The following is a 22,574-nucleotide window of genomic DNA, read 5'->3' as shown; positions in this document are numbered from 1 at the left end:
GCCAAGCGCAATTCGACCGCTACGCGTTCACCAGTCCCCGACCTTTCAGCAGGGCTTCGACACCCGGCAACCGGCCCCGGAACGCCAGATAGAGATCTTCGGCCTCCTTAGAGCCTCCTTTGGACAGAATGTTGTCCTCCAGAGCCTGCGCCCGCTCGGGATCAAACGCGCCTCCTGCCTCTTCGAAGGCAGCAAATGCGTCGGCATCCATCACTTCGGACCACATGTAGCTGTAGTAACCCGAGCTGTAGCCATCACCCGCAAATACATGAGCGAAATGCGGCGTCGCGTGGCGCATACCGATGGCAAGCGGCATCCCGATCTCGGCCAGAACCTCAGCCTGCTTCGCCATGGGTTCCGCCGGGGCCGGACCGTCGTGAAAGGCCAGGTCGACCAGCGCCGAGGCGACATATTCGACCGTCTGAAAACCCTGATCGAAATTGGCGGCACCCAGAACTCTGTCCAGCAGTTGCGGTGGCATCGGAGCTCCGGTTTCGGCATGAGTTGCAAACTCGGCCAAAACCTCCGGCACTTCCAGCCAATGCTCATACAGTTGGCTGGGCAGCTCCACGAAATCCCGGGCAACGCTGGTCCCCGAGATGCTGTCATAGGTCACATCCGACAGCATCTGGTGCAGTGCGTGCCCGAATTCATGAAACAGGGTCCGTGCGTCGTCATATGACAGCAGCGCCGGATCGCCCTTGGCGAAGTTGCAAACATTGATGACGATTGGCGTCTGGACCTTGGGAAACTTGGCCTGCGCCCGCATCGCGCTGCACCACGCACCCGACCGTTTCGATCCACGCGCAAAATAGTCTCCGATGAATACGGCAACGTGTTTGCCACGCCGGGTCACCTCCCAGGCTCGGCAATCCGGATGGTACAGCGGCACGTCCAACGGCGCGAACTCCAACCCGAACAAGCGGTTGGCGCAGGTAAAGGCAGCCTCGATCATGCGCTCCAGCTGCAGGTAGGGTTTGAGTTCTGCCTCATCCAGATTATGCTCGGCCTTGCGCCGTTTTGCGGCATAGTACCGCCAGTCCCAAGGTTCGAGCGGACCGTTGGCGCCGTCCTCCTGCATCATCCGCGTCAGGATCTCCGCGTCGGCCTCGGCCCGGGCCTTGGCGGGTGCCCAGACCTGCATCAGCAAGTCGCGCACCCGTTCGGGGGTTCGGGCCATCTCGGTCTCGAGCTTGAAGGCCGCAAAGCTGTCATAGCCCAGCAGTTTGGCCCGTTCCTCGCGTAGCTGAAGGATTTCGGCGGCAATCGCTCGGTTGTCGGTCTCGCCTCCGTTTGCCCCGCGTGACGCCCAGGCACGGTAAGCCTTTTCCCGCAGGTCACGACGTGGCGAGAACTGCAGGAACGGCACGATCAGAGACCGCGACAGCGTGACAACCGGCCCCTTGGCCCCTTTTTCCCGACCGGCCGCGTGTGCCGCATCAACCACGAAACCCGGCAGTCCCGCCAGGTCATCTTCAGTCAGCTCCATGAACCAGCCACGCTCGTCCGCCAGCAGGTTTTGCGTGAACGCGGTGCCCAATGACGCCAGACGCGCCTTGATCTCCTGCATCCGGGCATCTTCCGCCCCGTGCAGCGCCGCACCCGAGCGGACGAACCCGCGATGGGTGAGCATCAAAACCCGATCCTGTTCCTCGGTCAGATCCAGCGTATCTCGTTTCGCCCAAAGGTCGTCCACACGCTGGAACAGCGCCTTGTTCGAGGAAATTGCGGCGAAATGCGCTGCAAGCTTGGGCGAAAACTCCCGTTGCAACGCCTCGCGCTCCGGGTTGCTGTCTGCGCCAGCGACCGTGAAGAACACCGACAGAACCTTGTTCAAGGCCTCGCCCGCCGCTTCCAGCGCTTCGATCGTGTTGGCAAAACTCGCGGGCTGAGTATTCGTCGCGATGGTGTCGATCTCGTCGGCATGGGCCTGCAGAGCAGCTTCCAGTGCCGGGGCAAAATCGTCATCCGAGATTTCGGCAAAGGGCGCGATTTCGAACGGGATCGTCCAGTCGGACAGGATCGGATTGGTCATTGGGGTCTCCTTCAAGCGTCAAGCTAGGAATGCCGGGCAAGATCGTCCAGTGGCCGCGATCAAACGGGTTGACCGCAAACCGGGCAATCGTCCCGCCGGGACAGGGTGATCTTGCGGCTTTCGCCATAAAGCGCGTCATAGATCAGCATCTCGCCACGCAAGGCCTGACCTGCACCCGTGACTACCTTGACCGCCTCGACCGCCATCATCGCCCCCACCACGCCCGGCAGTGGCCCGACCACCCCGGCCTCGGCGCAGGAGGGCGCCAGACCCGGCGCAGGCGCTTCGGGAAAAATGCATTGGTAGCAGGGAGCGTTGTTGGCGGGGTCAAACACGCTCAGTTGGCCTTCCCATTGGGACAGCGCGCCTGAGATCAGGGGCTTGCCCAAAGCCACCGCGGTGCGGTTGGTCAGATACCGGGTTTCGAAATTGTCGGTGCCGTCGAGGATAAGGTCATAATCCGCGAACAGGTCGGCCGCGATGTCGTCCGTCAGGCGGCGGTGATAGGGGCGAACGATGACATTGGGGTTCTGCGCCTCCATTGCTTGCTGCGCAGAAAAGACTTTGGGCATTCCGATGTCTGCATCCCGATGGATGACCTGCCGCTGCAGATTGGCATTCTCGACGACGTCATCATCAATGACGCCAATCGTGCCCACGCCGGCGGCGGCAAGGTACTGCAGCGCCGGTGCGCCCAATCCACCTGCCCCGATCACCAATACACGAGCGGTCTTCATCCGTTTCTGCCCGGGTCCACCAAGCTCGCGCAGGACGATGTGACGGGCATAGCGCTCCAGTTCGGCTTCGCTGAACTGGTCAGATGGGCTGTGCGGTCGAATATCCGACGGTGGATTGGCCCGGCGCCTCAGGGCTTTCACCACAGCGCCATAACCCATGGCCAGCAGAACGAAACCACCCAGGATCAGCCACATCGCGGCCGAGCCGCCTGTGGCCTCGCGCAGTGGGTTCCCGTCGGGCAAAACCAGATGAGACAGAACCACACCTGCCAGCAACACCAAAACCGACACCCAACGGGCAGTACGCGAGGCACCAGCGAGGTAGCCAAGCCCCCACAGCCCCGCTGCCAGTGCCAGTACCAGAACCATCAGGCGCGCCCCGTGGATCCGAACCCACCGGAACCGCGCTGCGATTCCTGCAGGCTGTCCGCCATCTCGAACCGCGCCTGGATCACCGGGGCCACGACAAGCTGCGCAATTCTGTCGCCATGTCCGATTTCAAAGGCTTCCTGACCCGCATTCAGCACGATCACCCCCAAGGGACCGCGATAGTCGCTGTCGATCGTGCCCGGTGCGTTCGGCAGCGTGATCCCGTGTTTCAACGCAAGTCCCGAGCGCGGACGCACCTGGATCTCATATCCATCCGGAATCTCTACCCGCAGGCCGGTCGGAACCAAGGCGCGCTCACCGGATTGAAGGGTGATCGATCCTCGATCAGGCAGGTTGGCCCGCACATCCGCGCCGGCTGCCCCGGCCGTTTCATAGGACGGCAATGCAATGGCCGGATCGGCCCCGTCTTCTCGGATCACCCGGATTGCCACCATCAGCGCATCCCAACCTTCATCTTCTGTCAAACAACCGCATCACAGCGCCAGCGCGGCCGCGATCTTTTCCGCCAGCCGTACGGCCACTGCGTCCTTGCCCATGCGCGGCCACTCCTCGGCACCCGCATCCGATATCAGCACGACCGCATTTTCGGCCCCACCCATGATGCCGGTCACCGGACTGACATCATTGGCCAGAATCCAATCGCACCCTTTGCGCGCCCGCTTGGCGGTTGCGTGGGCGATCACATCATCCGTCTCGGCGGCGAAACCCACGACCAAGCTAGGTCGGCCGGTCTCCAGATGCGAAATCCGTTTGAGGATGTCCGGGTTTTCGGCAAATTGCAGTGCAGGCATTCCGTCGCGGCTTTTCTTCAACTTGCGGTCTGATGCCCCGTCTACCCGCCAATCGGCCACGGCTGCGGCAAACACGCCCGCATCCACCGGCAGAGCCGCGTCCACCGCATCCGACATTTGTTGCGCAGTCTCAACCTGCACAACCTGGACGCCCTGGGGTGGTGGCACATCCGCGGGGCCGGTTACGAAAACGACTTCGGCCCCCAGGGCCGCCAAAGCGTTGGCAATCGCCGTCCCCTGCGCCCCCGAGGATCGGTTTGCGATGTACCGAACCGGATCAATCGGCTCATGCGTCGGCCCCGACGTCACGAGAATCCGCTTACCCTTCAGTGGGCCATCCGACAAGGCAGACTCGACCGCCGCCACGATTTCGAGAGGTTCTGACATGCGGCCGGGGCCGAACTCGCCACAAGCCATGTCACCGTCATTGGGTCCGACAAACCGGACGCCGTCCGCGATCAACTGCTTGTGGTTCCGGCGAGTTGCCGGATGGTTCCACATCCGCACGTTCATCGCCGGCGCACATAAAACAGGGGTATCCGTGGCCATCAACAGGGTCGATGCCAGATCATTGGCCAGACCCCCGGCCATCTTTCCCATCAAATCCGCAGTCGCCGGGGCCACGACGATCAGATCAGCCGAACGTGACAGCTGGATATGTCCCATCTCGGCCTCGTCCGTCAGGTCGAACAGATCACGATAAGCTTTTTCACCGGCAAGTGCAGACACGGACAAGGGGGTCACGAATTCCTCGGCAGCGCGGGTCAGGACCGGGGTCACCGCCGCCCCGCGCTCCTTCAACCTTCGGATCAGATCCAGCGATTTGTAGGCCGCGATCCCACCGCCAAGGATCAGGAGGATCCGTTTGGATGCCAGCATGTTCAGCCCTTCCCGGTCGTGCTCGGCCTCGACACTATGCAACCCATGCCCCGAGTTCCAGCGCTTAATTCTGGGACTCGAAGGCCTTGCAAGGGTCTTCGCGTTCGGCCGCGGGGCTGTCAATCACCGCGTCAAATTCACCGGTCACGACACCGTCTTCGGCCTGACCGAGAACAAAGACCTTCAGGCCCGGACGCAGGCGCGACAGAAAGGTCGGAATGCCCTGATCCTTGCGCGCGTGCCCGTTTCCGGTAATCACCGCCACCGGACCGCCGGTTTCATCAATTGCACGCAGAATGGCCCGGGTCAGAACAGCATCGCGCAGACGCTGGATCGCCACCAGTTGCGGCAAGGCCTCGGCGGGAACTGCGTTGCAATGCGCTGCCAATTGCTCGGCCTCGCGCGCCGCCTGATCCTCGGGCGCCAACGGAATGTTCAACCCATATCGCGCCGCATCCGCGCCCAGGGTCGTTGCGGCACCGCGTTCCATCGCAGCTCGCGCAGCCGCGCGCGGCACCATCGCTCCGTATACCGGAGCCTCTGATGCTTGGAAAACAGGGTAATACATGCTGAGCGGCGGCCATCCCGTTTCGGCCCATCTCAGGATGCGTGACAACTCCTCGGGATTCGAGGCGGCAGTCTGCGCCAGTCTCTGAGCCCCTTCCTCGGTTACCATTTCCCAGACCATTGCAGACGGGTCAATGTCCGCAATCGCTTCGGTCTGGACCAGGTGGTGTAGGGGGTTGTCGTGAACCTCACCAAGGATCACCACATCGGCGTCCCTCATCTGCGCCAAAATATCGTCGGGGATAAGCTCCCCGGCCAGAACTGGCCGGGTCAAAAGTGTCAGCGACAGCACGGCCGTCGTCAGAATCGCAAGATGTCTCATGCGAAGAAGTGTTGCACCTCGCGCGATTGAGCTTCAAGGTTCTTGCGCATCTTCACGAACGCCGCTGCCTCAAGCTGTCGCACGCGTTCCTTGGACAAACCCAGTTCCTGACCCAGGCTCTCCAATGTGCGCGCCGGCTCACGCAGCTTGCGCTCGCGCACGATGAACCGTTCCCGATCGTTGAGCGCCTGCATCGCCGTGATCAACCATTCGCGCAACTGGCGGGTATCGTGGCTGTTCTCGACAGTTTCCGCAGCCTGCTCGCGATCATCCTCCAACGCGTCGATCCACTCGCGACCATCCTCGTCGGCCGATTGAACGGCGTTCAGGGAAAAGTCTGAGCCGGCCAACCGGCCGTGCATCATTTCCACATCGCGCAGCGGTACACCGATCTCGGCCGCAATCATCTGGTGCAGCTGATGGCGGTCCAATTCGACGCCATCGGTCGCGGCTTCGCGCTCCAGCCGCGCCTGAACGCGCCGCATGTTGAAGAACAGGGATTTCTGGGACGAGGTCGAACCGGTCCGCACCATCGACCAGTTGCGCATCACATAATCCTGAATGCTGGCCTTGATCCACCACACCGCATAGGTCGAAAAGCGGACCCCGCGATCCGGGTCGAATTTGTCAGCGGCCTTCATCAGGCCCAGCCCGGCCTCTTGGATCAAGTCATTCATCGGCGCGCCATAGCGTTTGAACTTGGCCGCCATTGAAATGGCCAGACGCATATAGGCCGTTATCAATCGGTGAAGGGCCTGTTCGTCGCGCTCGTCGCGCCAGGCATAGGCCAGGCGCAATTCGGTTTCCGCATCCAGCAATTCGGCTTTCATAGCCTGCCGGGACATCGAGAAGTCGTTCGGGTTATCCAGTGCCATGCAGCTCTCCCATCTGTCGTAGGCGCCGCCGGTCTTGCCTTGCCGACGTATGGTCGATACGCAAGGGCGCACCGGGTGGATCACTGTAAAGGTAGTAAAAAATGCATCCCGATTTAACCTTTGTCCTGGGTGGCGCGGCATCGGGAAAATCTGCATTTGCCGAGCAACTCGTTGTTTCAACAGGAAAAACCCGCGTCTACCTGGCAACATCACAAGTGTTTGATGATGAGATGCGCCTAAAAATCAGGCGCCATGTGGACCAAAGAGGCGACGGCTGGGCCACGATCGAAGCCCCGATGGATCTGCGCCCGGCGCTGGCGGGGCTGAGCCGGGATCAGGTCTGTCTTATCGATTGCGCCACGATGTGGCTCAGCAATCACCTGCTGGCCGACAGCGATCTTGAACAGGAACAGGCCGCCCTTCTGGCCGCGCTACGGACCTGCCCCGCGCAGGTCATTATCGTCTCGAACGAAGTGGGGCACGGTATCGTCCCCGACAATGCGCTGGCCCGCAAGTTCCGCGAGGCGCAGGGGCGGTTGAACATCGCCCTCGCCGCCCAAGCCGGCCTTGTGGTTCAGGTCATCGCGGGACTACCGCAGGTTTTGAAAGGCCAGTTGCCGTGACCCGGTTGCACCTCGTCCGCCACGGCCCGACCCATGCCAAAACGATGGTGGGCTGGTCCGATATTCCCGCCGACTTGAGCGACCACGCGGCCCTCGCGCGCCTGCACGATCACCTGCCGCGGGATGCGCTGGTCATTTCATCGGACCTGACGCGCGCCGCGGATACGGCCACGGCCATTCAGGGCAGGCGCCGCCGGCTGCCGCACCATCCCGATCTGCGCGAGATCCATTTCGGGACATGGGAGATGCGCGCCTTCGCCGAGATCGAGGCCGAAGACCCCGAACTGGCCTTTGCCTATTGGGACAGCCCCGGCGACGTGCGCCCGCCCAACGGCGAAAGCTGGAACGCGGTCCGCGCCCGGGTCGACACGGCGATCGACGGGTTGATCGGTATGCATACAGGCGCCGATCTGGTCATCGTGGCCCATTTCGGCGTGATCCTGACTCAGGTACAGCGCGCCCTTGACCTAGACGCGCAACAGACCTTCGCCCATCGCATCGACAACCTCTCGGTGACCGAGTTGGCCTTTGACGGCAAAACCTGGTCGGCTGGCCGGATCAATCATCTTCCGTGAACACGGCGCGCACAATTCAGCGTTTTACTGATATCGGGCGTTCGACCATCCTCGGGCCATGACATATGACCTTTTCATCGGGGACCGCCTGTTTTCAAGCTGGTCCATGCGCGGCTGGCTGATGTTGGAAAAATCCGGTCTGCCCCACACGACCCACATGATCGGCCTGTATTCGGGCACGATGGCCCGGGATATGCAGCCGCTGGCCCCGGCCCGTCTGGTCCCTGCGCTGCGCCTGCCCGACGGCACGGTGGTCGGCGAAAGCCTCGCCATGGCCGAGACGCTCGCCGAACGCCACCCCGATGCCGGGCTGTGGCCGCAAGACGCTGCCGCCCGCGCAACCGCCCGTTGGCTGTGTGCCGAGATGGTCGCCGGGTTCCACGCGCTGCGGTCGGCCTGCCCCATGCAACTCAAACACCGCTGGAAAGGGTTCGAGCCGACCAACGAAACCCGCGCCGATCTGACCCGGATCGAGACCCTGTGGGCGCATGCGCGCAAAATCTCAGGCACGGAGACCGGCCCATTGTTCGGCAGCTATTCCCTGGCCGATGTGTTCTATACGCCGGTCGCAGCCCGGATCATCGGCTACGGTCTGCCCGTGTCCGTGCAGAACCACGACTATTGCATGGAATTGTTGTCAGACCCGGCGGTTCGGCAATGGCGCGCGATGGGGCTGACGGTCGACTACGACCCGTTCCCCTATGACCAGCCGCTCGACGCCGAGCCCTGGCCGATCGGCGGAGCCTCGACGGCCCGCGTAGTTGAGGCGGGGCCTTCGGTCAATGACCGCTGCCCCTATTCCGGCAAGCCGGTGACCGCATTTCTGGAGCTGGATGGCAAAAGATGGGGCTTCTGCAACACCTTCTGCCGCAACAAAACCGTGGCCGACCCCAGAACGTGGCCGAAATTCACGCAAATGATCCGGCAAACGGTGTGACCGTTAACCATTCCTAAACCGACGCCATGGCAGCAAGGTCCTGTTAACCAAAAACAGGATCGCCATGGTCGCCCGCGCTCATACTGTTGCCTTTCAGGGGGTCGAGGCCCGCCCGGTCGAAGTGCAATGCGCCGTATCCCCCGGGCTGCCCGCCTTTTCAATCGTCGGCCTGCCGGACAAGGCCGTGTCCGAGGCCCGCGAACGCGTGCGCAGCGCGCTTGGCGCGATGGCCATTGCGCTGCCCTCCAAACGCATCACGATCAACCTGTCGCCCGCCGACCTGCCCAAGGAAGGCAGCCATTTCGACCTGCCGATCGCGCTGGCCCTGCTCTGTGCGATAGACATCCTGTCCGCCGACGCCGCCGAAGGCACCATGGCTCTGGGCGAACTTTCGCTAGACGGCTCATTGGTGCCCGTGGCCGGCGCCCTGCCCGCCGCAATGACCGCCGCGGCCGAGGGCCGCACGCTGCTGTGTCCGCGCGCGTCAGGTGCCGAGGCGGCCTGGGTCGACGCGACCCAGGTGATCGGGGCCGCGTCCCTGGCCGACGTCGTGCGCCATTTCACCGGCCAGGCGCCCCTGCCGGTCGCGCAACCCGGTGAGGTCAGGTTGGAGCCCTCGACCCGCGATCTGCGCGACGTCAAAGGGCAGGAACGGGCAAAACGCGCGCTGGAAATCGCAGCGGCCGGCCGTCACCACATGATCATGATCGGCACGCCGGGGTCAGGCAAATCCATGCTCGCCGCCCGCCTGCCCGGCATATTGCCGCCGTTGACGCCCACCGAGGCCCTCGAGACCTCGATGATCCAATCGCTGTGCGGCATGCTGGACGAAGGCGGCATCAGCCGGACCCGCCCGTTCCGCGAACCGCATCACACGGCGTCGATGGCGGCGATCGTGGGCGGCGGAAAGGGCGCGAAACCTGGCGAGATTTCCCTGGCCCACAACGGCGTGCTGTTCATGGACGAATTCCCCGAGTTTCCGCGAACGGTTCTGGAAACCCTGCGCCAGCCAATCGAGACCGGCGAGGTCATGGTCGCCCGCGCCAACGCCCATGTGAAATACCCCTGCCGGTTCATGCTAGTGGCGGCGGCGAACCCCTGCAAGTGCGGATATCTCAGCGATCCGTCCCGCGCCTGCTCGCGCGCGCCGATCTGCGGCGAGGACTATCTGGGCCGCATATCGGGGCCGTTGATGGACCGGTTCGATCTACGGATCGAGGTGCCGCCCGTGGGCTTTACCGACCTCGACCTGGCGCCATCCGGAGACAGCTCGGCCACCGTCGCCGCGCGGGTGCAACAGGCGCGCGTTGTTCAGGCCCGGCGCTTTCAGGACACGCCCGGGATTCGCCAGAACGCCGATATCGAGGGCAATCTGCTGGAAGAGGTCGCCGCACCTGACGCCGAGGGCAAGGACCTGCTGGTCAAGGCGGCCGAGCGGTTCGGCCTGTCGGCACGGGCCTACCACCGCATTCTGCGCGTGGCCCGCACCATTGCCGATCTGGAGGGCGCGCCCGATGTGCGTCGCCCCCACGTGGCCGAGGCGCTGAGCTATAGGATCAGCGCCCGGGTTGCGGCCTAGACCTTGGCCTCGATCGCCTGCCAGATCTTTTCGGCGATATTGGTTCCGTTGAACCGCTCCAATTCCTGGATTCCGGTGGGCGAGGTCACGTTGATTTCGGTCAGATAGTCGCCGATAACGTCGATACCTACAAAGATCTGGCCCTTTTCCTTCAGCAGCGGACCGATGGCCGCGCAGATCTCAAGATCGCGGTCGGTCAGCCCGATCTTTTCGGGACGGCCACCCACATGCATGTTCGACCGGGTCTCACCCTCGGCCGGAACGCGGTTGATCGCGCCGACCGGTTCGCCATCGACCAGGATCACCCGCTTGTCGCCGTTGCGCACATCCGGCAGGAATTTCTGAACGATCAGCGGCTCGCGCGAGAAACCGGTGAACAACTCGTGCAATGAAGTCAGGTTGCGGTCATCGGCATCCAGCCGGAACACGCCGGCCCCGCCATTGCCATAGAGCGGCTTGAGGATGATATCGCCGTGCTTTTCCTTGAACGCCTTGATGGTCTGCAGATCGCGGGCGATCGTGGTGGGCGGCGTCAGGTCGGGAAAATCCAGAACCAGCAGTTTTTCCGGGTAGTTGCGCACCCAGAACGGATCATTCACCACTAGCGCCTGACCGCGCAACCGATCCAGCAGGTGCGTCGACGTGATATAGTGCATGTCGAACGGCGGGTCCTGCCGCAGCCAGACGACATCGAAATCCGCCAGATCAACCTCGCGCTCAGGCCCCAGAACCGCCGGCTGGTCCGCAACCCGCTGCACCGTCATGTCGTGACCGCGGGCGGTGATGCGCCCCTCTTGATAGGCCAGCTGATCGGGTCCGTAGTAAAACAGTTGGTGCCCACGGGCCTGGGCTTCTTCGGCCAGCCGGAACGAGCTGTCGGCATTGATGTCCACGGCCCCGATCGGGTCCATCTGAAAGGCAATTTTCATGGCGTGTCCCTCGTAGTCACGCCAGATACATGGCCCAGCGGGGACAGGTGTTCAATGGCGATCAGCCCTGACCAAAGGCGTTTTCGACGATTTGCACTGCGCCCGTTGCATCCACCAGAGCCGCGTCGAACCGGACATCGGTCAGCTGCCCGCCCGGTTCCTGGGCCAAATACTGCGCCGCCGAGGCGCATATCCGGTCGATCTGCCGCTTGCTGATCCGGGCGGCGGCGCTGTCAAAGGTTTGGCTTTTCTTGACCTCGACGAACACAAGGCCCTGTGCATCCCGGACGATCAGGTCGATCTCGCCACCCGCGCCGCGCCAACGCCTGTGACAGACCTTGAACCCTCGGCTCTCGTAATCGGCAGCGACGCTGTTCTCGGCCGCCTGCCCGGAGTGATAGGAAACCGAGCCCTGGACCGACCGTAGCGCCATATCATCCCTTTCCTATCTTCAGGGCCTTCTGGTAGATCGGCCGCCGTGGTAAATTATACATCCTGGACACCAGATCCGCCGCATCCCGCACCGAGTGCGTTTCCAGAGCCTGTCGCAGCGCCTCTTCTACATCCGAATCGTTAACGGCTTGTGAATGGGCACGGTCCACCAGCAAGACGATCTCGCCCTTCACGGTGGCATCTCGATACTGTTCGGACAGCTCTGCAAGGCTAGCCCGCCGGATTTCTTCGAACTTCTTGGTCAGTTCACGACAGACCGCGGCCTGACGCTCGCCACCCAGAACCTGCGCCAGATCCGACAGGCACGCCCCCAATCGCTTGGGAGATTCGTAGAACACCAGCGTCCCGGGAACATCCCGCAACGCCTCGATCCGTGTTCGGCGGGCGCCGGACGCATTCGGCAGGAATCCGGCGAAAAAGAAGGCGTCCGTCGGCAAGCCCGCCAGGGTCAGCGCCGTAACGACGGCTGACGCTCCAGGGGCGCAGGTCACGCTGAACCCGGCCTCGGCCGCCTTCTTGCCCAGATCATAACCCGGGTCGGCGATCAGGGGCATGCCGGCCTCGGACGCGTAGGCCACGGACTTGCCCTGGGACAGTTCGGCAATCAGTTTTTCACGCGCAGCCGTGCCGCTGTGGTCGTGATAGGTCAGGATGCGCCGCCCCTCGAGGGGTACACCGTGAATCTCCATCAATCTGCGCAGGCTGCGCGTATCTTCCGCGGCGATCACATCCGCCGAGGCCAGAACGTCCAGCGCCCTGAGTGTAATGTCGCGCGCCGTTCCGATCGGAGTGGCAACAAAATACAGCCCCCCAGCCAATCTTACCTTTTGGAAATTCAAAGCTGGACCCTCGCAGCGTGACGTTTATTATCGCGGCGTGATAGAACAGCAGCGTTCTTTGCCGCCGGATCAGGGAGTTTTCATTTAGATGTTTACCGTTTGCAAGCCCGTTCGCAAACTGGCGAAATTCGCCATCGGCCTGACCACGGCGGCATTTTTGGCCGCCTGCGAACCCGGCGCCACCGGGCGCGGACCGTCGATAGACACGTCAGAGCCGATCCCCGTTGCCCTGCTGGTGCCCAAATCGGGCGACGCCGCGTTGGCGCAAAGCCTTGAGAACGCTGCACGGCTGGCCATGGCCGATCTGAACAACGTCCAGATCGATCTTCGCGTCTATGACACTGCCGGCAATCCGAACACGGCAGCCGCAGTTGCACAACAGGCCGTTGCCGACGGCGCAAAGGTCATTCTGGGGCCGGTCTACGCGCAGGCTGCAAATGCTGCCGGCCTTGCGGTTCTGAGCAAGAACGTGAACGTTCTGTCCTTCTCGAACAATACCAGCATTGCCGGCGGAAACGTGTTTGTCCTTGGCCCGACCTTCGACAACACGGCCAACCGGCTTGTCAGCTTCGCCGGCAAACAGGGAAAGAAAAGCACCGTCATCGTGCACAGCAACGATGCGGCAGGCCAATTGGGCCAGGCGGCAATCTCGAACGCACTTGGCAACAGCCGTGTGGCGAATGCGGGTGTGGTCGGTTTTGATCGATCTCAGCAGGGCGTGATCGACGCCATTCCTGCGATCAAGGCAACTGTGGACTCGACGGGGGCGGATTCGCTCTTTTTGACCGCCACGACCGCCGGCGCGCTGCCGCTTTTCAGCCAGTTGCTGCCCGAGGCCGGTGTCTCACCGGCAACCGTGCAATATATTGGCCTGACACGCTGGGACATTCCGGCCCAGACGCTGGAACTGCCGGGAGTGCAGGGCGGATGGTTTGCCTTGCCTGACCCTGCCAAGGCCCAGGCCTATCGCGTGCGCTACAACGCGACCTATGGCGAGGCACCGCATCCGATCAGCGGCCTAGCCTATGACGGCATCGCCGCCATTGGCGCTCTGGCCAGCCAAGGCAAGTCCAATGCCCTCTCCGCCGCGGCCCTGACCCAGAATGCCGGGTTCCAGGGTGTTGGCGGAATTTTCCGTCTGCGCCCGAACGGTACGAATGAACGAGGTCTGGCCGTGGCCACGATCCAGAACAAACAGGTAGTTGTGATTGACCCTGCCCCGCAAAGCTTCTCTGGCGCCGGTTTCTGATCAGCTTGTGACGATCCCCGCGCCGGCTGGCGCATTGATCTGCGACGCCAGCGAAATCTTCGATGGCGAAAAGGTCAACGCTCTGCTGTCGAAGGCCCTGAAAGACATTCCGGAAACGGCCGCAGCCCGAAACGAGGCCGTCCGGATCCTGAGGGACGCACAGAAATCCGGGCGTCAGGTCATCGAGGAGGCGTTCGCCGCCCGACCCTTTGACGCTCGGCCGTTGACGCGATCCTACACCTATCTGACCGATGGGCTGGTCTGCGCCGCGATGACTGTGGCCGGACAGCATCTGCATCCATTGGCCAACCCGACCCAGGGCGAGAAGATGGCGGTTTTGGCCGTGGGCGGCTATGGGCGCGGCGAGATGGCGCCGTTTTCGGATGTCGATCTGCTGTTTCTGACTCCCTACAAGATCACCGCCTGGGCCGAGAGCGTGATCGAGTCGATGCTGTACATCCTGTGGGATCTACGGCTGAAAGTCGGGCATTCCTCGCGCACGATCCGTGATTGCCTGCGTCTTGGAGACGAGGATTTCACGATCCGGACAGCGATGCTGGAACAGCGCTATCTGGCCGGTGATCGGGACCTGGCCGATGAGCTGGAAAGCCGGCTGAAATCCGAGCTGTTCAAAGGAACCGAACGCGAATTCATCGAAGCCAAACTGCATGAACGCGACGAACGCCACCACAAGCAGGGCGAGCGTTACATGGTCGAACCAAACGTGAAAGAAGGCAAAGGCGGCCTTCGTGACCTGCAGTCGCTGTATTGGATCGCCAAATACATCTACGGCGTTCACGACGTGGCTGAACTTGTCCCGCTGGGGTTGTTCACCCAGGACGAATTCAACACGTTCGTGCAGGCCGAAGACTTCCTTTGGGCCGTACGTTCGCATCTTCATCTGGTGACACGGCGCGCAACCGAACAGCTGACCTTTGATCTGCAGGTCGAGGTGGCCGACCGCATGGGTTACGAAGACCGAGCGGGCCGCCGGGCCGTCGAAATCTTCATGCAGCGGTACTTCCGAGAAGCCACGAAGGTGGGAGAACTGACACGGATCTTCCTGACCAAGCTTGAAGCGTCACATATGAAGAACGCGCCGTTGCTGGAACGCATCTTCAGCCGCAAGCCACGGGTCAAGCCGGGCTATAGGGTTGTTCATGGCCGGCTGGACGTGGCCGACCCCAAAAGCTTTTTGTCCGACAAGCTGAATCTACTGCGTCTGTTCGAGGAAGGTCTGCGCACGGGTATGCTGATCCATCCCGATGCGATGCGGCTGGTCACGGCCAACCTGCACCTGATCGATGACGAAATGCGCAACGACAAAGAGGCGAGGCGCATCTTTCTGGATCTGATGCTGAAACACGGCAATCCCGAACGCGCGCTGCGCCGCATGAACGAGTTGGGCGTTCTGTCGGCCTTCATCCCCGAGTTCGAGCCCATCGTGGCGATGATGCAGTTCAATATGTACCACAGCTACACGGTGGACGAGCACACGATCCAGTGCATCATCAACCTGGCGCAGATCGAACGGGGCGAACTTGTCGAAGCGCTGCCGCTGGCCTCGTCGATCCTCGAGGGCGGAGTGAACCGGCGTGTGCTTTACGTCGCTCTGCTGTTGCACGACATCGCCAAGGGCCGCCCCGAGGATCACTCGATCCTGGGGGCCAAGATCGCACGGACGGTCGCGCCTCGGCTGGGGTTGAACAAGAAAGAATGCGAAACCGTCGAATGGCTGGTGCGGTATCACCTGCTGATGTCGGACATGGCGCAGAAGCGTGACATCTCGGACCCGCGCACGGTGCGCGACTTCGCCAAGGCGGTTCAGACCGTCAAACGGCTGGATCTGCTGACGGTCCTGACAGTCTGCGACATCCGCGGCGTTGGGCCGAACACCTGGAACAACTGGAAGGCCACCCTGCTACGGGCCTTGCACGCGGAAACCAAGCGCGCGCTGGAAACCGGCATGGAGGACCTCAACCGTGCCAATCGTGGCGCCGAGGCCAAGAAGGCGCTGCGTGACGCGTTGTCAGCCTGGTCCAAGGCCGACCTCAAAACGGAAACCGGTCGGCACTACGATCCGTATTGGCAGGGACTCAACCTCTCGACCCATGTCGAGTTCGCCGAAATGCTGCGCGCGCTGGAAAAAAGCGCGGATCCGGCGGCGATGGAAATCCGGCTGCACCCGGACGAAGACCGGGATGCGACGCGGGCGTGCTTTGCCATGGCCGACCACCCCGGCATCTTTTCCCGGATTGCCGGCGCGCTGGCGCTTGTGGGCGCAAACGTGGTCGATGCCCGCAGCTATACCACCAAGGACGGCTACGTGACTGACGCTTTCTGGATTCAGGACGCTGACGGCCACCCGTTCGAACTGTCGCGTCTGCCGCGCCTGACCCAGATGATTCACCGCACCCTCAAGGGCGAGGTGGTGGCCCGCGAGGCACTCAAGTCCCGCGACAAGATCAAGAAGCGGGAAAAGGCGTTCAACGTCCCGACGCACATCACCTTCGACAATGAAGGGTCCGAGATCTACACGATCATCGAAGTCGACACCCGCGACCGGCCCGGCCTGCTCTACGATCTGGCCCGGACCCTTGCCGCCGCCAATGTCTATATCGCCAATGCCGTGATCGCGACCTATGGCGAGCAGGTGGTGGATACGTTCTACGTCAAGGACATGTTCGGGCTCAAATACCACTCGGAGGCCAAGCAGAGGACGCTGGAAGCCAAGCTGCGCACCGCGATCACCGAAGGCGCCGAGCGGGCGGCCTCATGAAGCAGATCCGCCTGTTCTCGGGCCTGTTCACGGTCGGGTTCTGGACCCTTGCCAGCCGCATTCTGGGCTTTCTGCGGGAAATCCTGCTGACAGCCTATATCGGGCCGGGGCCGGTCATGGATGCTTTCGTCGCAGCCTTCCGCCTACCCAACATGTTCCGCCGGTTCTTCGCCGAGGGCGCTTTCAATGCGGCCTTCGTTCCGATGTTCTCGAAACGGCTGGAAGGGGGCGAAGACGCGCAGGGGTTTGCGCAGGATGCGTTCAACCTGCTGGCGGCGGCCGTTCTGGCGCTGGTCGGGCTGGCCATGGTGTTCATGCCGGGGCTGGTCTGGCTGACGGCCGAAGGGTTTTATGGCGACGAACGTTTCGATCTGGCGGTCGGCTACGGTTATGTCGTCTTTCCCTACATCTTGTTCATGTCCCTCGCCGCGCTGTTTTCCGGGGTTCTCAATGCCACAGGCCGCTTTGCCGCCGCTGCTGCGGCTCCGGTCCTGCTGAACATCTTCGCCTGCACCGCACTGATCGTAGGCGCGGCAACCGGTGGCGAGGTCATCCGTTGGCTCATCGCCGTCATACCCATTGCCGGGGTCGCTCAACTGGCGCTGGTTTGGGTCGCCACCGAACGCGCCGGAATTCGCATCCGGTTCGGCCGACCGAAGCTCAGCCCTGAAATGCGCAACATGGTTCGGATCGCGGTACCGGCGGCACTTGCCATGGGTGTGACGCAGGTCAATCTCGTTGTCGGGCAGCTGGTCGCGTCAAAGACCGAAAAGGCCATCAGCTGGCTCTTTGCCGCCGACCGGCTGTATCAGCTGCCGCTGGGCGTGGTCGGCATCGCCGTGGGCATCGTGCTGTTGCCCGACTTGTCGCGCCGCCTGCGCGCCGGGGACGGCGATGGCGCGCGCAACGCCTTTTCCCGCGCCGGAGAGTTCACCCTGTTGCTGACCATTCCGGCCACCGTGGCCTTCGTGCTCATCCCGGTGCCGCTGGTCTCGGTCCTGTTCGAACGTGGACAGTTCACCCCCGAAGACACGGCTGCCACCGCCCTGGCCGTGGCGGTCTATGGCATCGGCCTGCCGGCCTTCATGCTGCAAAAGCTGCTGCAACCGTTGTTCTTCGCGCGTGAGGATACCCGCGCGCCCTTCCGATATGCCGTTGTGGCGATGGTCATCAATGCTGTGCTGGCCTTTGGGCTGTACCCGATCGTCGGCTGGATCGCCCCGGCCATCGCGGCCTCGGCCGCCGGGTGGGGCATGGTGGCGCTGTTGGCGCTGGGCGCCCGGCGCATGGGCGAGGAGGCCCGTTTCGACGACCGGTTCAAGCGCCGCGCGCCCAGGATATTGGCCGCCTCAATCGGAATGGGTGTGGTGCTGATCGCGGCGATGCAGATGTTCGGTTGGACGTTCGAGGTTCCGGGCTGGCGCTATCTGGCCTTGCTGGGCCTGATCGTGGTCGCCGCTGTATCTTACTTCCTTCTGGGCCACCTGCTGGGCGCATTCCGTCTGTCCGAGTTCCGGTCCGCCCTGCGAAGATCCTGACCGCCTCAGTCCCGTCGGATACGCCCCACCAGCCGCGCCCATCCGCCCGGCGCCACGAAAAACGACAGCCCGAACCCGGTCGCGAAGCCACCCAGATCGGCCACCCAATCCGAGGTGCCGCCGAAAATCAGCCCGAACAGCAGTTGGATGCCCATCAGCACCGCGATCAACTGGAACGCCCGCGCCTGGTTCTCTCCGACCAGCGACAGCCTACGCCACAGCAGCCAGGTGAATGCGCCAATCAGGCCGTAGACCGGCGGAAAGCCCCCGACCAGAGGATAGCGCGGGTCCAGCAGCACCGCATAGGCCAATGCCCCGCCCACGCCGGACAACACGAAGATCACCAGCATCGCAAAACCGCCAAAGACCTCGCCCACCATCTTGCCCATCGCCAAAACGAAGACGCAGACAAAAAGCGCCTGGGTAAAGCTGCCTGACACGAAGGGGTAGGTGAAGAACCGGATCACATGCTCGACCGGCCAACGCCCGTTCATCACCATCCAGTCGAAGATGTCGGCCGAGAAGGAATAGCGCTGAATCGCCTCTAGCCGCCATCCCACCGCGCCCGGTCCGCCGACCAGGCCGCGCGTGCCGAGGGTGAAGGCCAGTTCGATCCCCATGATGAACAAGACCAGCGCCACCACCACGGGCGGCAGGGGGTTCACGGGGGGTGTGTAATGCTCGCTGCTCATTGGGCGGGCCTTTCGCGGCTGTTGACGTCCCTTTGCCTCATGGGTAAGCGACGGAGGCTTATTTTTCCAGACGGGAGTTCCCTTCCATGACCGAAACCAAGTTCACGCCGCGCGTGTTTTCCGGCATTCAGCCCTCGGGAAACCTGCATCTTGGCAACTACCTTGGTGCGCTCAAGCGTTTTGTGGATATGCAGGGGCCGGAGATGGAGACCGTGTACTGCATGGTCGATCTTCACGCGATCACCGTCTGGCAGGACCCCAAAGAACTGGCTCATTCCACGCGCGAGCTGTGCGCGGGCTTCATCGCCGCCGGCATCGACCCGGAACAGTCGATCCTGTTCAACCAGTCGCAGGTGCCCGAGCACGCGCAACTGGCCTGGATCTTCAACTGTGTTGCGCGCATGGGCTGGATGCAGCGCATGACCCAGTGGAAGGACAAGGCGGGCAAGAACCAGCAGAACGCCTCGCTGGGCCTTTTCGCCTATCCCTCGCTGATGGCCGCCGACATTCTGGTCTATCACGCGACCCATGTCCCGGTGGGCGACGACCAGAAACAGCATCTTGAGCTGACCCGCGACATCGCCATCAAGTTCAACCACGACTATGGCGTCGATTTCTTCCCGATCACCGAGCCGGTGATCGAAGGCGCGGCGACGCGCGTGATGAGCCTGCGCGACGGGGCCAAGAAGATGTCCAAGTCGGATCCGTCTGACATGAGCCGGATCAACATGACCGACGATGCCGACACCATCGCCAAGAAGATCCGCAAGGCCAAGACCGACCCCGATGCCCTGCCCTCGGAGGTGGACGGGCTGGAAGGCCGCCCCGAGGCGCGCAACCTGGTCAACATCTATGCCGCGCTAAGCGATCAGACGGTCGAGCAGGTTCTGGCCGAGGTCGGGGGCAAGCAGTTCGGTGACTTCAAGCCGATGCTGGCCGATCTGGCGGTCGCAAAGCTGTCGCCGATCTCGACCGAGATGGCGCGGCTGATGGGCGATCAGGCCGAGATCGACAGGATCCTGGACCGTGGCGCGGAACGGGCGCGGGAAATCGCGGCTCCGATCCTCAGCCGCACCTACGAGATCGTGGGGATGGTGGGCGCCGGCCGCGCCTGAGACCGAGACAGAAACTGCAGCGCCGCCCCTGACCCGGGGCGGCGTTTTTCGTTGCAGGTCAGGCGGCCTGCGGGTGCAGTTTTTCCTCGACGATGGATTCGGCCACCGCATGGGGGCTGACGCCATCGACCTTGGCGCGGGTCAGGATGCGGTCCATCGTCCGCTCCAGCGCCTCGAGCCGCTGACCGACCCAGGCTTCGCGATCCTTGATCTTCAGGATCTCGGTCGCGACGTTCACGATCCCGCCGCCATTGGCCGCGAAATCCGGAGCATAGAGGATGCCGCGGTCATGCAGGCGCTGCGCGTCGGCATCGGTCGCCAACTGGTTGTTGGCCCCTCCGGCCACCGCGCCGACCTTCAGCAGCGGAATGCTGGTTTCGTTCAGGATGCCGCCGATGGCGCAGGGCGCGAAAATATCCGCCTGGGCCGCATAGATCGCATCGGGCGCGACGGCCTGCGCCGCGAACCGATCCGCCAGCCGGGCGGTCTGATCCGCATCGATGTCGGTGATCACCAGTTTCGCCCCGGCGTCATGCAACAGCGCGCACAGGTGTTCGCCCACATGGCCCAGCCCTTGCACCGAGATGGTCTTGCCGCTCAGGTCGTCGGACCCGAACCGATGCCGCGCAGTCACGCGGATGGCGTTGAAGATCCCGCGGGCGGTGATGGGCGACGGGTCGCCGCTGGCGAACGGGCCATCGGGCAGACCGGCGACATATTCGGTTTCGGTGCCGATCTGGGCCATGTCGGCCGGGGTCATCCCCATGTCCTCGGCCGTCCAGTACCGGCCACCAAGGCTTTGCACAACGCGCCCGAAGGCCTGCAACAGCCGGGGCGTCTTGTCCGCGCTCGGGTCGCCAATGATAACGGCCTTGCCCCCGCCCAGCGGCAGATCGGCCGCTGCGTTCTTGTAGGTCATGCCCCGCGACAGGCGCAGCGCATCGTCCAGCGCCTCGGACGGGTGACCATAGGTGCGCATCCGCACGCCGCCCGCTGCCGGCCCCAATTGCGTGGAGTGGATCGCCACAAAGCCCGAAAGCCCGCTGGCGGCGTCTTTGAATTCGACCACACGCTCGTGATCTGGCGCGTCAATCGTGGTTATTTCCATTTTGCTCCTCCGGAAAGACAGATAGAGTTTGCCACATCGGAGAGAGCGATTTTCGCCAATAGACGCTGGTCAGAACATACCTCTTGGCGATAGTAATAATCTGAGCCGATTATTTTAGGGATTTTCTCCATGGACCAGATCGACCGCAAGATCGTGCGCGCGCTGCAGCAGGACGGACGAATGACCGTTCTGGACCTGGCCGAAAAGGTGGGCCTGTCGCCCACGCCCTGCGCACGACGCCTGGAGCGCCTGCGCCGCGACGGGGTGATCACCGGATATTCGGCGCAGGTCGACCCCGAGAAACTGGGCTTTGGCGTCACGATTTTCGTGTCGGTCGAACTGGAGAAACAGGACCGCCACGCCATCGACGCCTTCGAACGCGCCATCCTGCGCTGCGATGAGGTTATGGAGTGTTACCTCATGACAGGCTCGCGCGACATCCTGCTGCGCGTCGTGGCGCGTGACCTGACCGCCTTTGATGCGTTTCTGGAAAACCGGCTGATGCAGATTCCGGGCATCCGCAACCTGCGCTCCAACTTCGCCCTGCGCGCGATGGTCAAGCGCGACGTGTTGCCATCGTCGGCCGGATAATCTGCTGGACCTCGGGTGCGCGCGCTCCTACGGTTCGGCGGAATTGACGGAGGGCACAATGGCAGTCGGCAAGAATATCCGCACTTATTTCGATGGCAAATGGCACGATGGCGATGCCCCGATCATGCGGGCTGCGGACCACGGGGCCTGGTTGGGTTCGTCGGTGTTTGACGGGGCCCGCCGATTTGATGGCATGACTCCTGATCTGGCCGCGCATTGCGACCGGGTGAACCGCTCGGCCGAGGCGCTGATGCTCACTCCGACCGTGACCACCGAACAAATGGTCGAACTGATCCGCGAAGGTCTGGAAGCATACCCGACCGAGGCCGCCGTCTACATTCGCCCGATGTACTGGGGGATCGACGGCGACGCGACCGCGATCGTACCGCAGGGTGACAGCACAGGTTTCGCCATCTGCCTCGAAGAGATCCCAATGGCACCCGAGGCGGCCTCGGTCACTCTGACGACCACCCGCTTCCGCCGCCCGGTTCTGGAAAGCGCGGTCGTCAACGCCAAGGCCGGGTGCCTGTATCCAAATAACGCCCGAATGCTGGCGGAAGCGCGATCCAAGGGGTTTTCAAACGCATTGGTGACCGACGCCATGGGCAACGTGGCAGAAACCGCAACGGCCAACATCTTCATGGCCAAGGATGGAGAGGTGTTTACTCCGGCACCGAACGGAACCTTCCTTGCAGGCATCACGCGCGCGCGGCACATCGACAACCTGCGTCGCGACGGGGTGACGGTTCACGAAACTGTTCTGACCTTCGACGATTTCCACGACGCGGACGAAGTGTTCATGTCCGGCAACATGAACAAGGTCACGCCCGTGACCGCACTGGACGACACGCAATATCAGATTGGCCCTATCACGCGCCGCACGCGCGCGCTCTACTGGGACTGGGCGGCCAGCAACCAATAAGCAACGGTCCGTCGCGGCCCGAGTTGCCAGACACCGAATGCTCGGGCAT

General features: G+C 62.9%; 21 protein-coding genes. 10 read left to right on the top strand and 11 right to left on the bottom strand.

Features of this window, described 5'->3' with window-relative positions:
• Window positions 1–19: 19 nt before the first annotated feature.
• From ACR3EK_RS00680 to ACR3EK_RS00655, 6 genes are all read right to left on the bottom strand, one after another.
• Window positions 20–2,035, bottom strand: coding sequence for a M3 family metallopeptidase (locus ACR3EK_RS00680; protein WP_480632428.1), 2,016 nt, complete (start codon window positions 2,033–2,035; stop codon window positions 20–22).
• 59 nt (window positions 2,036–2,094) lie between these two features.
• A complete protein-coding gene (locus ACR3EK_RS00675) occupies window positions 2,095–3,141 on the bottom strand; it encodes a HesA/MoeB/ThiF family protein (protein WP_170438457.1) in 1,047 nt (348 codons plus the stop codon).
• On the bottom strand, window positions 3,141–3,596 hold the full coding sequence (gene dut, locus ACR3EK_RS00670) for a dUTP diphosphatase (protein ID WP_480633996.1): 456 nt from the start codon (window positions 3,594–3,596) through the stop codon (window positions 3,141–3,143). Before dut ends, ACR3EK_RS00675 begins: the two co-directional genes overlap by 1 nt.
• A 39-nt stretch (window positions 3,597–3,635) precedes the next feature.
• Entirely contained in the window at window positions 3,636–4,832 is a 1,197-nt protein-coding gene (gene coaBC, locus ACR3EK_RS00665) for a bifunctional phosphopantothenoylcysteine decarboxylase/phosphopantothenate--cysteine ligase CoaBC (protein ID WP_170342599.1), read from the bottom strand.
• 64 nt (window positions 4,833–4,896) lie between these two features.
• Complete coding sequence (locus ACR3EK_RS00660) at window positions 4,897–5,721, bottom strand: ChaN family lipoprotein (protein ID WP_170445625.1); 825 nt, start codon at window positions 5,719–5,721, stop codon at window positions 4,897–4,899.
• The gene (locus ACR3EK_RS00655; protein WP_093963433.1) at window positions 5,718–6,596 is read right to left on the bottom strand and encodes an RNA polymerase factor sigma-32; all 879 of its coding nucleotides are present in this window, start codon (window positions 6,594–6,596) and stop codon (window positions 5,718–5,720) included. Before ACR3EK_RS00655 ends, ACR3EK_RS00660 begins: the two co-directional genes overlap by 4 nt.
• A gap of 101 nt (window positions 6,597–6,697) precedes the next feature.
• On the opposite strand from ACR3EK_RS00655, the gene cobU reads away from it, so the two are divergent.
• The 4 genes from cobU to ACR3EK_RS00635 all read left to right on the top strand — a co-directional run bounded on the left by cobU (window position 6,698) and on the right by ACR3EK_RS00635 (window position 10,310).
• Entirely contained in the window at window positions 6,698–7,219 is a 522-nt protein-coding gene (cobU, locus tag ACR3EK_RS00650; protein ID WP_170360197.1) for a bifunctional adenosylcobinamide kinase/adenosylcobinamide-phosphate guanylyltransferase, read from the top strand.
• Window positions 7,216–7,794, top strand: coding sequence for a histidine phosphatase family protein (locus ACR3EK_RS00645; protein ID WP_480632427.1), 579 nt, complete (start codon window positions 7,216–7,218; stop codon window positions 7,792–7,794). The genes cobU and ACR3EK_RS00645 overlap by 4 nt, the downstream gene beginning before the upstream one ends.
• Before the next feature lie 58 nt (window positions 7,795–7,852).
• Complete coding sequence (locus tag ACR3EK_RS00640) at window positions 7,853–8,731, top strand: glutathione S-transferase (protein WP_480632426.1); 879 nt, start codon at window positions 7,853–7,855, stop codon at window positions 8,729–8,731.
• 64 nt (window positions 8,732–8,795) lie between these two features.
• Window positions 8,796–10,310: a YifB family Mg chelatase-like AAA ATPase gene (locus tag ACR3EK_RS00635; RefSeq protein WP_480632425.1), complete on the top strand. Its 1,515-nt coding sequence runs from the start codon at window positions 8,796–8,798 to the stop codon at window positions 10,308–10,310.
• On the opposite strand, the gene gshB is transcribed toward ACR3EK_RS00635, so the two are convergent.
• The 3 genes from gshB to rsmI all read right to left on the bottom strand — a co-directional run bounded on the left by gshB (window position 10,307) and on the right by rsmI (window position 12,531).
• Window positions 10,307–11,239 (bottom strand): glutathione synthase, encoded by a 933-nt coding sequence (gshB, locus tag ACR3EK_RS00630; protein WP_170360189.1) that lies wholly within the window; start codon window positions 11,237–11,239, stop codon window positions 10,307–10,309. The genes ACR3EK_RS00635 and gshB overlap by 4 nt on opposite strands.
• A gap of 61 nt (window positions 11,240–11,300) precedes the next feature.
• Complete coding sequence (locus ACR3EK_RS00625) at window positions 11,301–11,672, bottom strand: YraN family protein (RefSeq protein WP_170360187.1); 372 nt, start codon at window positions 11,670–11,672, stop codon at window positions 11,301–11,303.
• A 1-nt stretch (window position 11,673) separates the two neighbouring features.
• Complete coding sequence (rsmI, locus tag ACR3EK_RS00620) at window positions 11,674–12,531, bottom strand: 16S rRNA (cytidine(1402)-2'-O)-methyltransferase (protein WP_480632424.1); 858 nt, start codon at window positions 12,529–12,531, stop codon at window positions 11,674–11,676.
• An 88-nt stretch (window positions 12,532–12,619) separates the two neighbouring features.
• Here rsmI and ACR3EK_RS00615 point away from each other — a divergent pair, with 88 nt between their 5' ends.
• The 3 genes from ACR3EK_RS00615 to murJ are packed head-to-tail and all read left to right on the top strand — an operon-like array spanning window position 12,620 to window position 18,097.
• Window positions 12,620–13,780 (top strand): penicillin-binding protein activator, encoded by a 1,161-nt coding sequence (locus tag ACR3EK_RS00615; RefSeq protein WP_480632423.1) that lies wholly within the window; start codon window positions 12,620–12,622, stop codon window positions 13,778–13,780.
• Window positions 13,740–16,559, top strand: a complete 2,820-nt coding sequence (locus tag ACR3EK_RS00610; protein ID WP_480632422.1) for a [protein-PII] uridylyltransferase — start codon at window positions 13,740–13,742, stop codon at window positions 16,557–16,559. The genes ACR3EK_RS00615 and ACR3EK_RS00610 overlap by 41 nt, the downstream gene beginning before the upstream one ends.
• The gene (gene murJ, locus ACR3EK_RS00605) at window positions 16,556–18,097 is read left to right on the top strand and encodes a murein biosynthesis integral membrane protein MurJ (RefSeq protein ID WP_480632421.1); all 1,542 of its coding nucleotides are present in this window, start codon (window positions 16,556–16,558) and stop codon (window positions 18,095–18,097) included. The genes ACR3EK_RS00610 and murJ overlap by 4 nt, the downstream gene beginning before the upstream one ends.
• A 5-nt stretch (window positions 18,098–18,102) precedes the next feature.
• On the opposite strand, the gene ACR3EK_RS00600 is transcribed toward murJ, so the two are convergent.
• The gene (locus ACR3EK_RS00600) at window positions 18,103–18,789 is read right to left on the bottom strand and encodes a rhomboid family intramembrane serine protease (RefSeq protein WP_170342144.1); all 687 of its coding nucleotides are present in this window, start codon (window positions 18,787–18,789) and stop codon (window positions 18,103–18,105) included.
• A gap of 86 nt (window positions 18,790–18,875) precedes the next feature.
• Here ACR3EK_RS00600 and trpS point away from each other — a divergent pair, with 86 nt between their 5' ends.
• Window positions 18,876–19,904: a tryptophan--tRNA ligase gene (gene trpS / locus ACR3EK_RS00595; RefSeq protein WP_170530015.1), complete on the top strand. Its 1,029-nt coding sequence runs from the start codon at window positions 18,876–18,878 to the stop codon at window positions 19,902–19,904.
• A 58-nt stretch (window positions 19,905–19,962) separates the two neighbouring features.
• On the opposite strand, the gene ACR3EK_RS00590 is transcribed toward trpS, so the two are convergent.
• Window positions 19,963–21,012 (bottom strand): Glu/Leu/Phe/Val family dehydrogenase, encoded by a 1,050-nt coding sequence (locus ACR3EK_RS00590; protein ID WP_480632420.1) that lies wholly within the window; start codon window positions 21,010–21,012, stop codon window positions 19,963–19,965.
• 129 nt (window positions 21,013–21,141) lie between these two features.
• Here ACR3EK_RS00590 and ACR3EK_RS00585 point away from each other — a divergent pair, with 129 nt between their 5' ends.
• Both ACR3EK_RS00585 and ACR3EK_RS00580 read left to right on the top strand, forming a co-directional pair.
• Entirely contained in the window at window positions 21,142–21,603 is a 462-nt protein-coding gene (locus ACR3EK_RS00585) for an Lrp/AsnC family transcriptional regulator (protein ID WP_480632419.1), read from the top strand.
• Between the two features lie 58 nt (window positions 21,604–21,661).
• Window positions 21,662–22,525: a branched-chain amino acid aminotransferase gene (locus tag ACR3EK_RS00580; protein WP_170360171.1), complete on the top strand. Its 864-nt coding sequence runs from the start codon at window positions 21,662–21,664 to the stop codon at window positions 22,523–22,525.
• The last annotated feature ends 49 nt before the right edge of the window (window positions 22,526–22,574 follow it).

This window comes from Ruegeria sp. BC8 (assembly GCF_056535705.1).
Note: the sequence above shows the minus strand (reverse complement) of the source record. Positions and strands in the feature narration are given on the sequence as shown.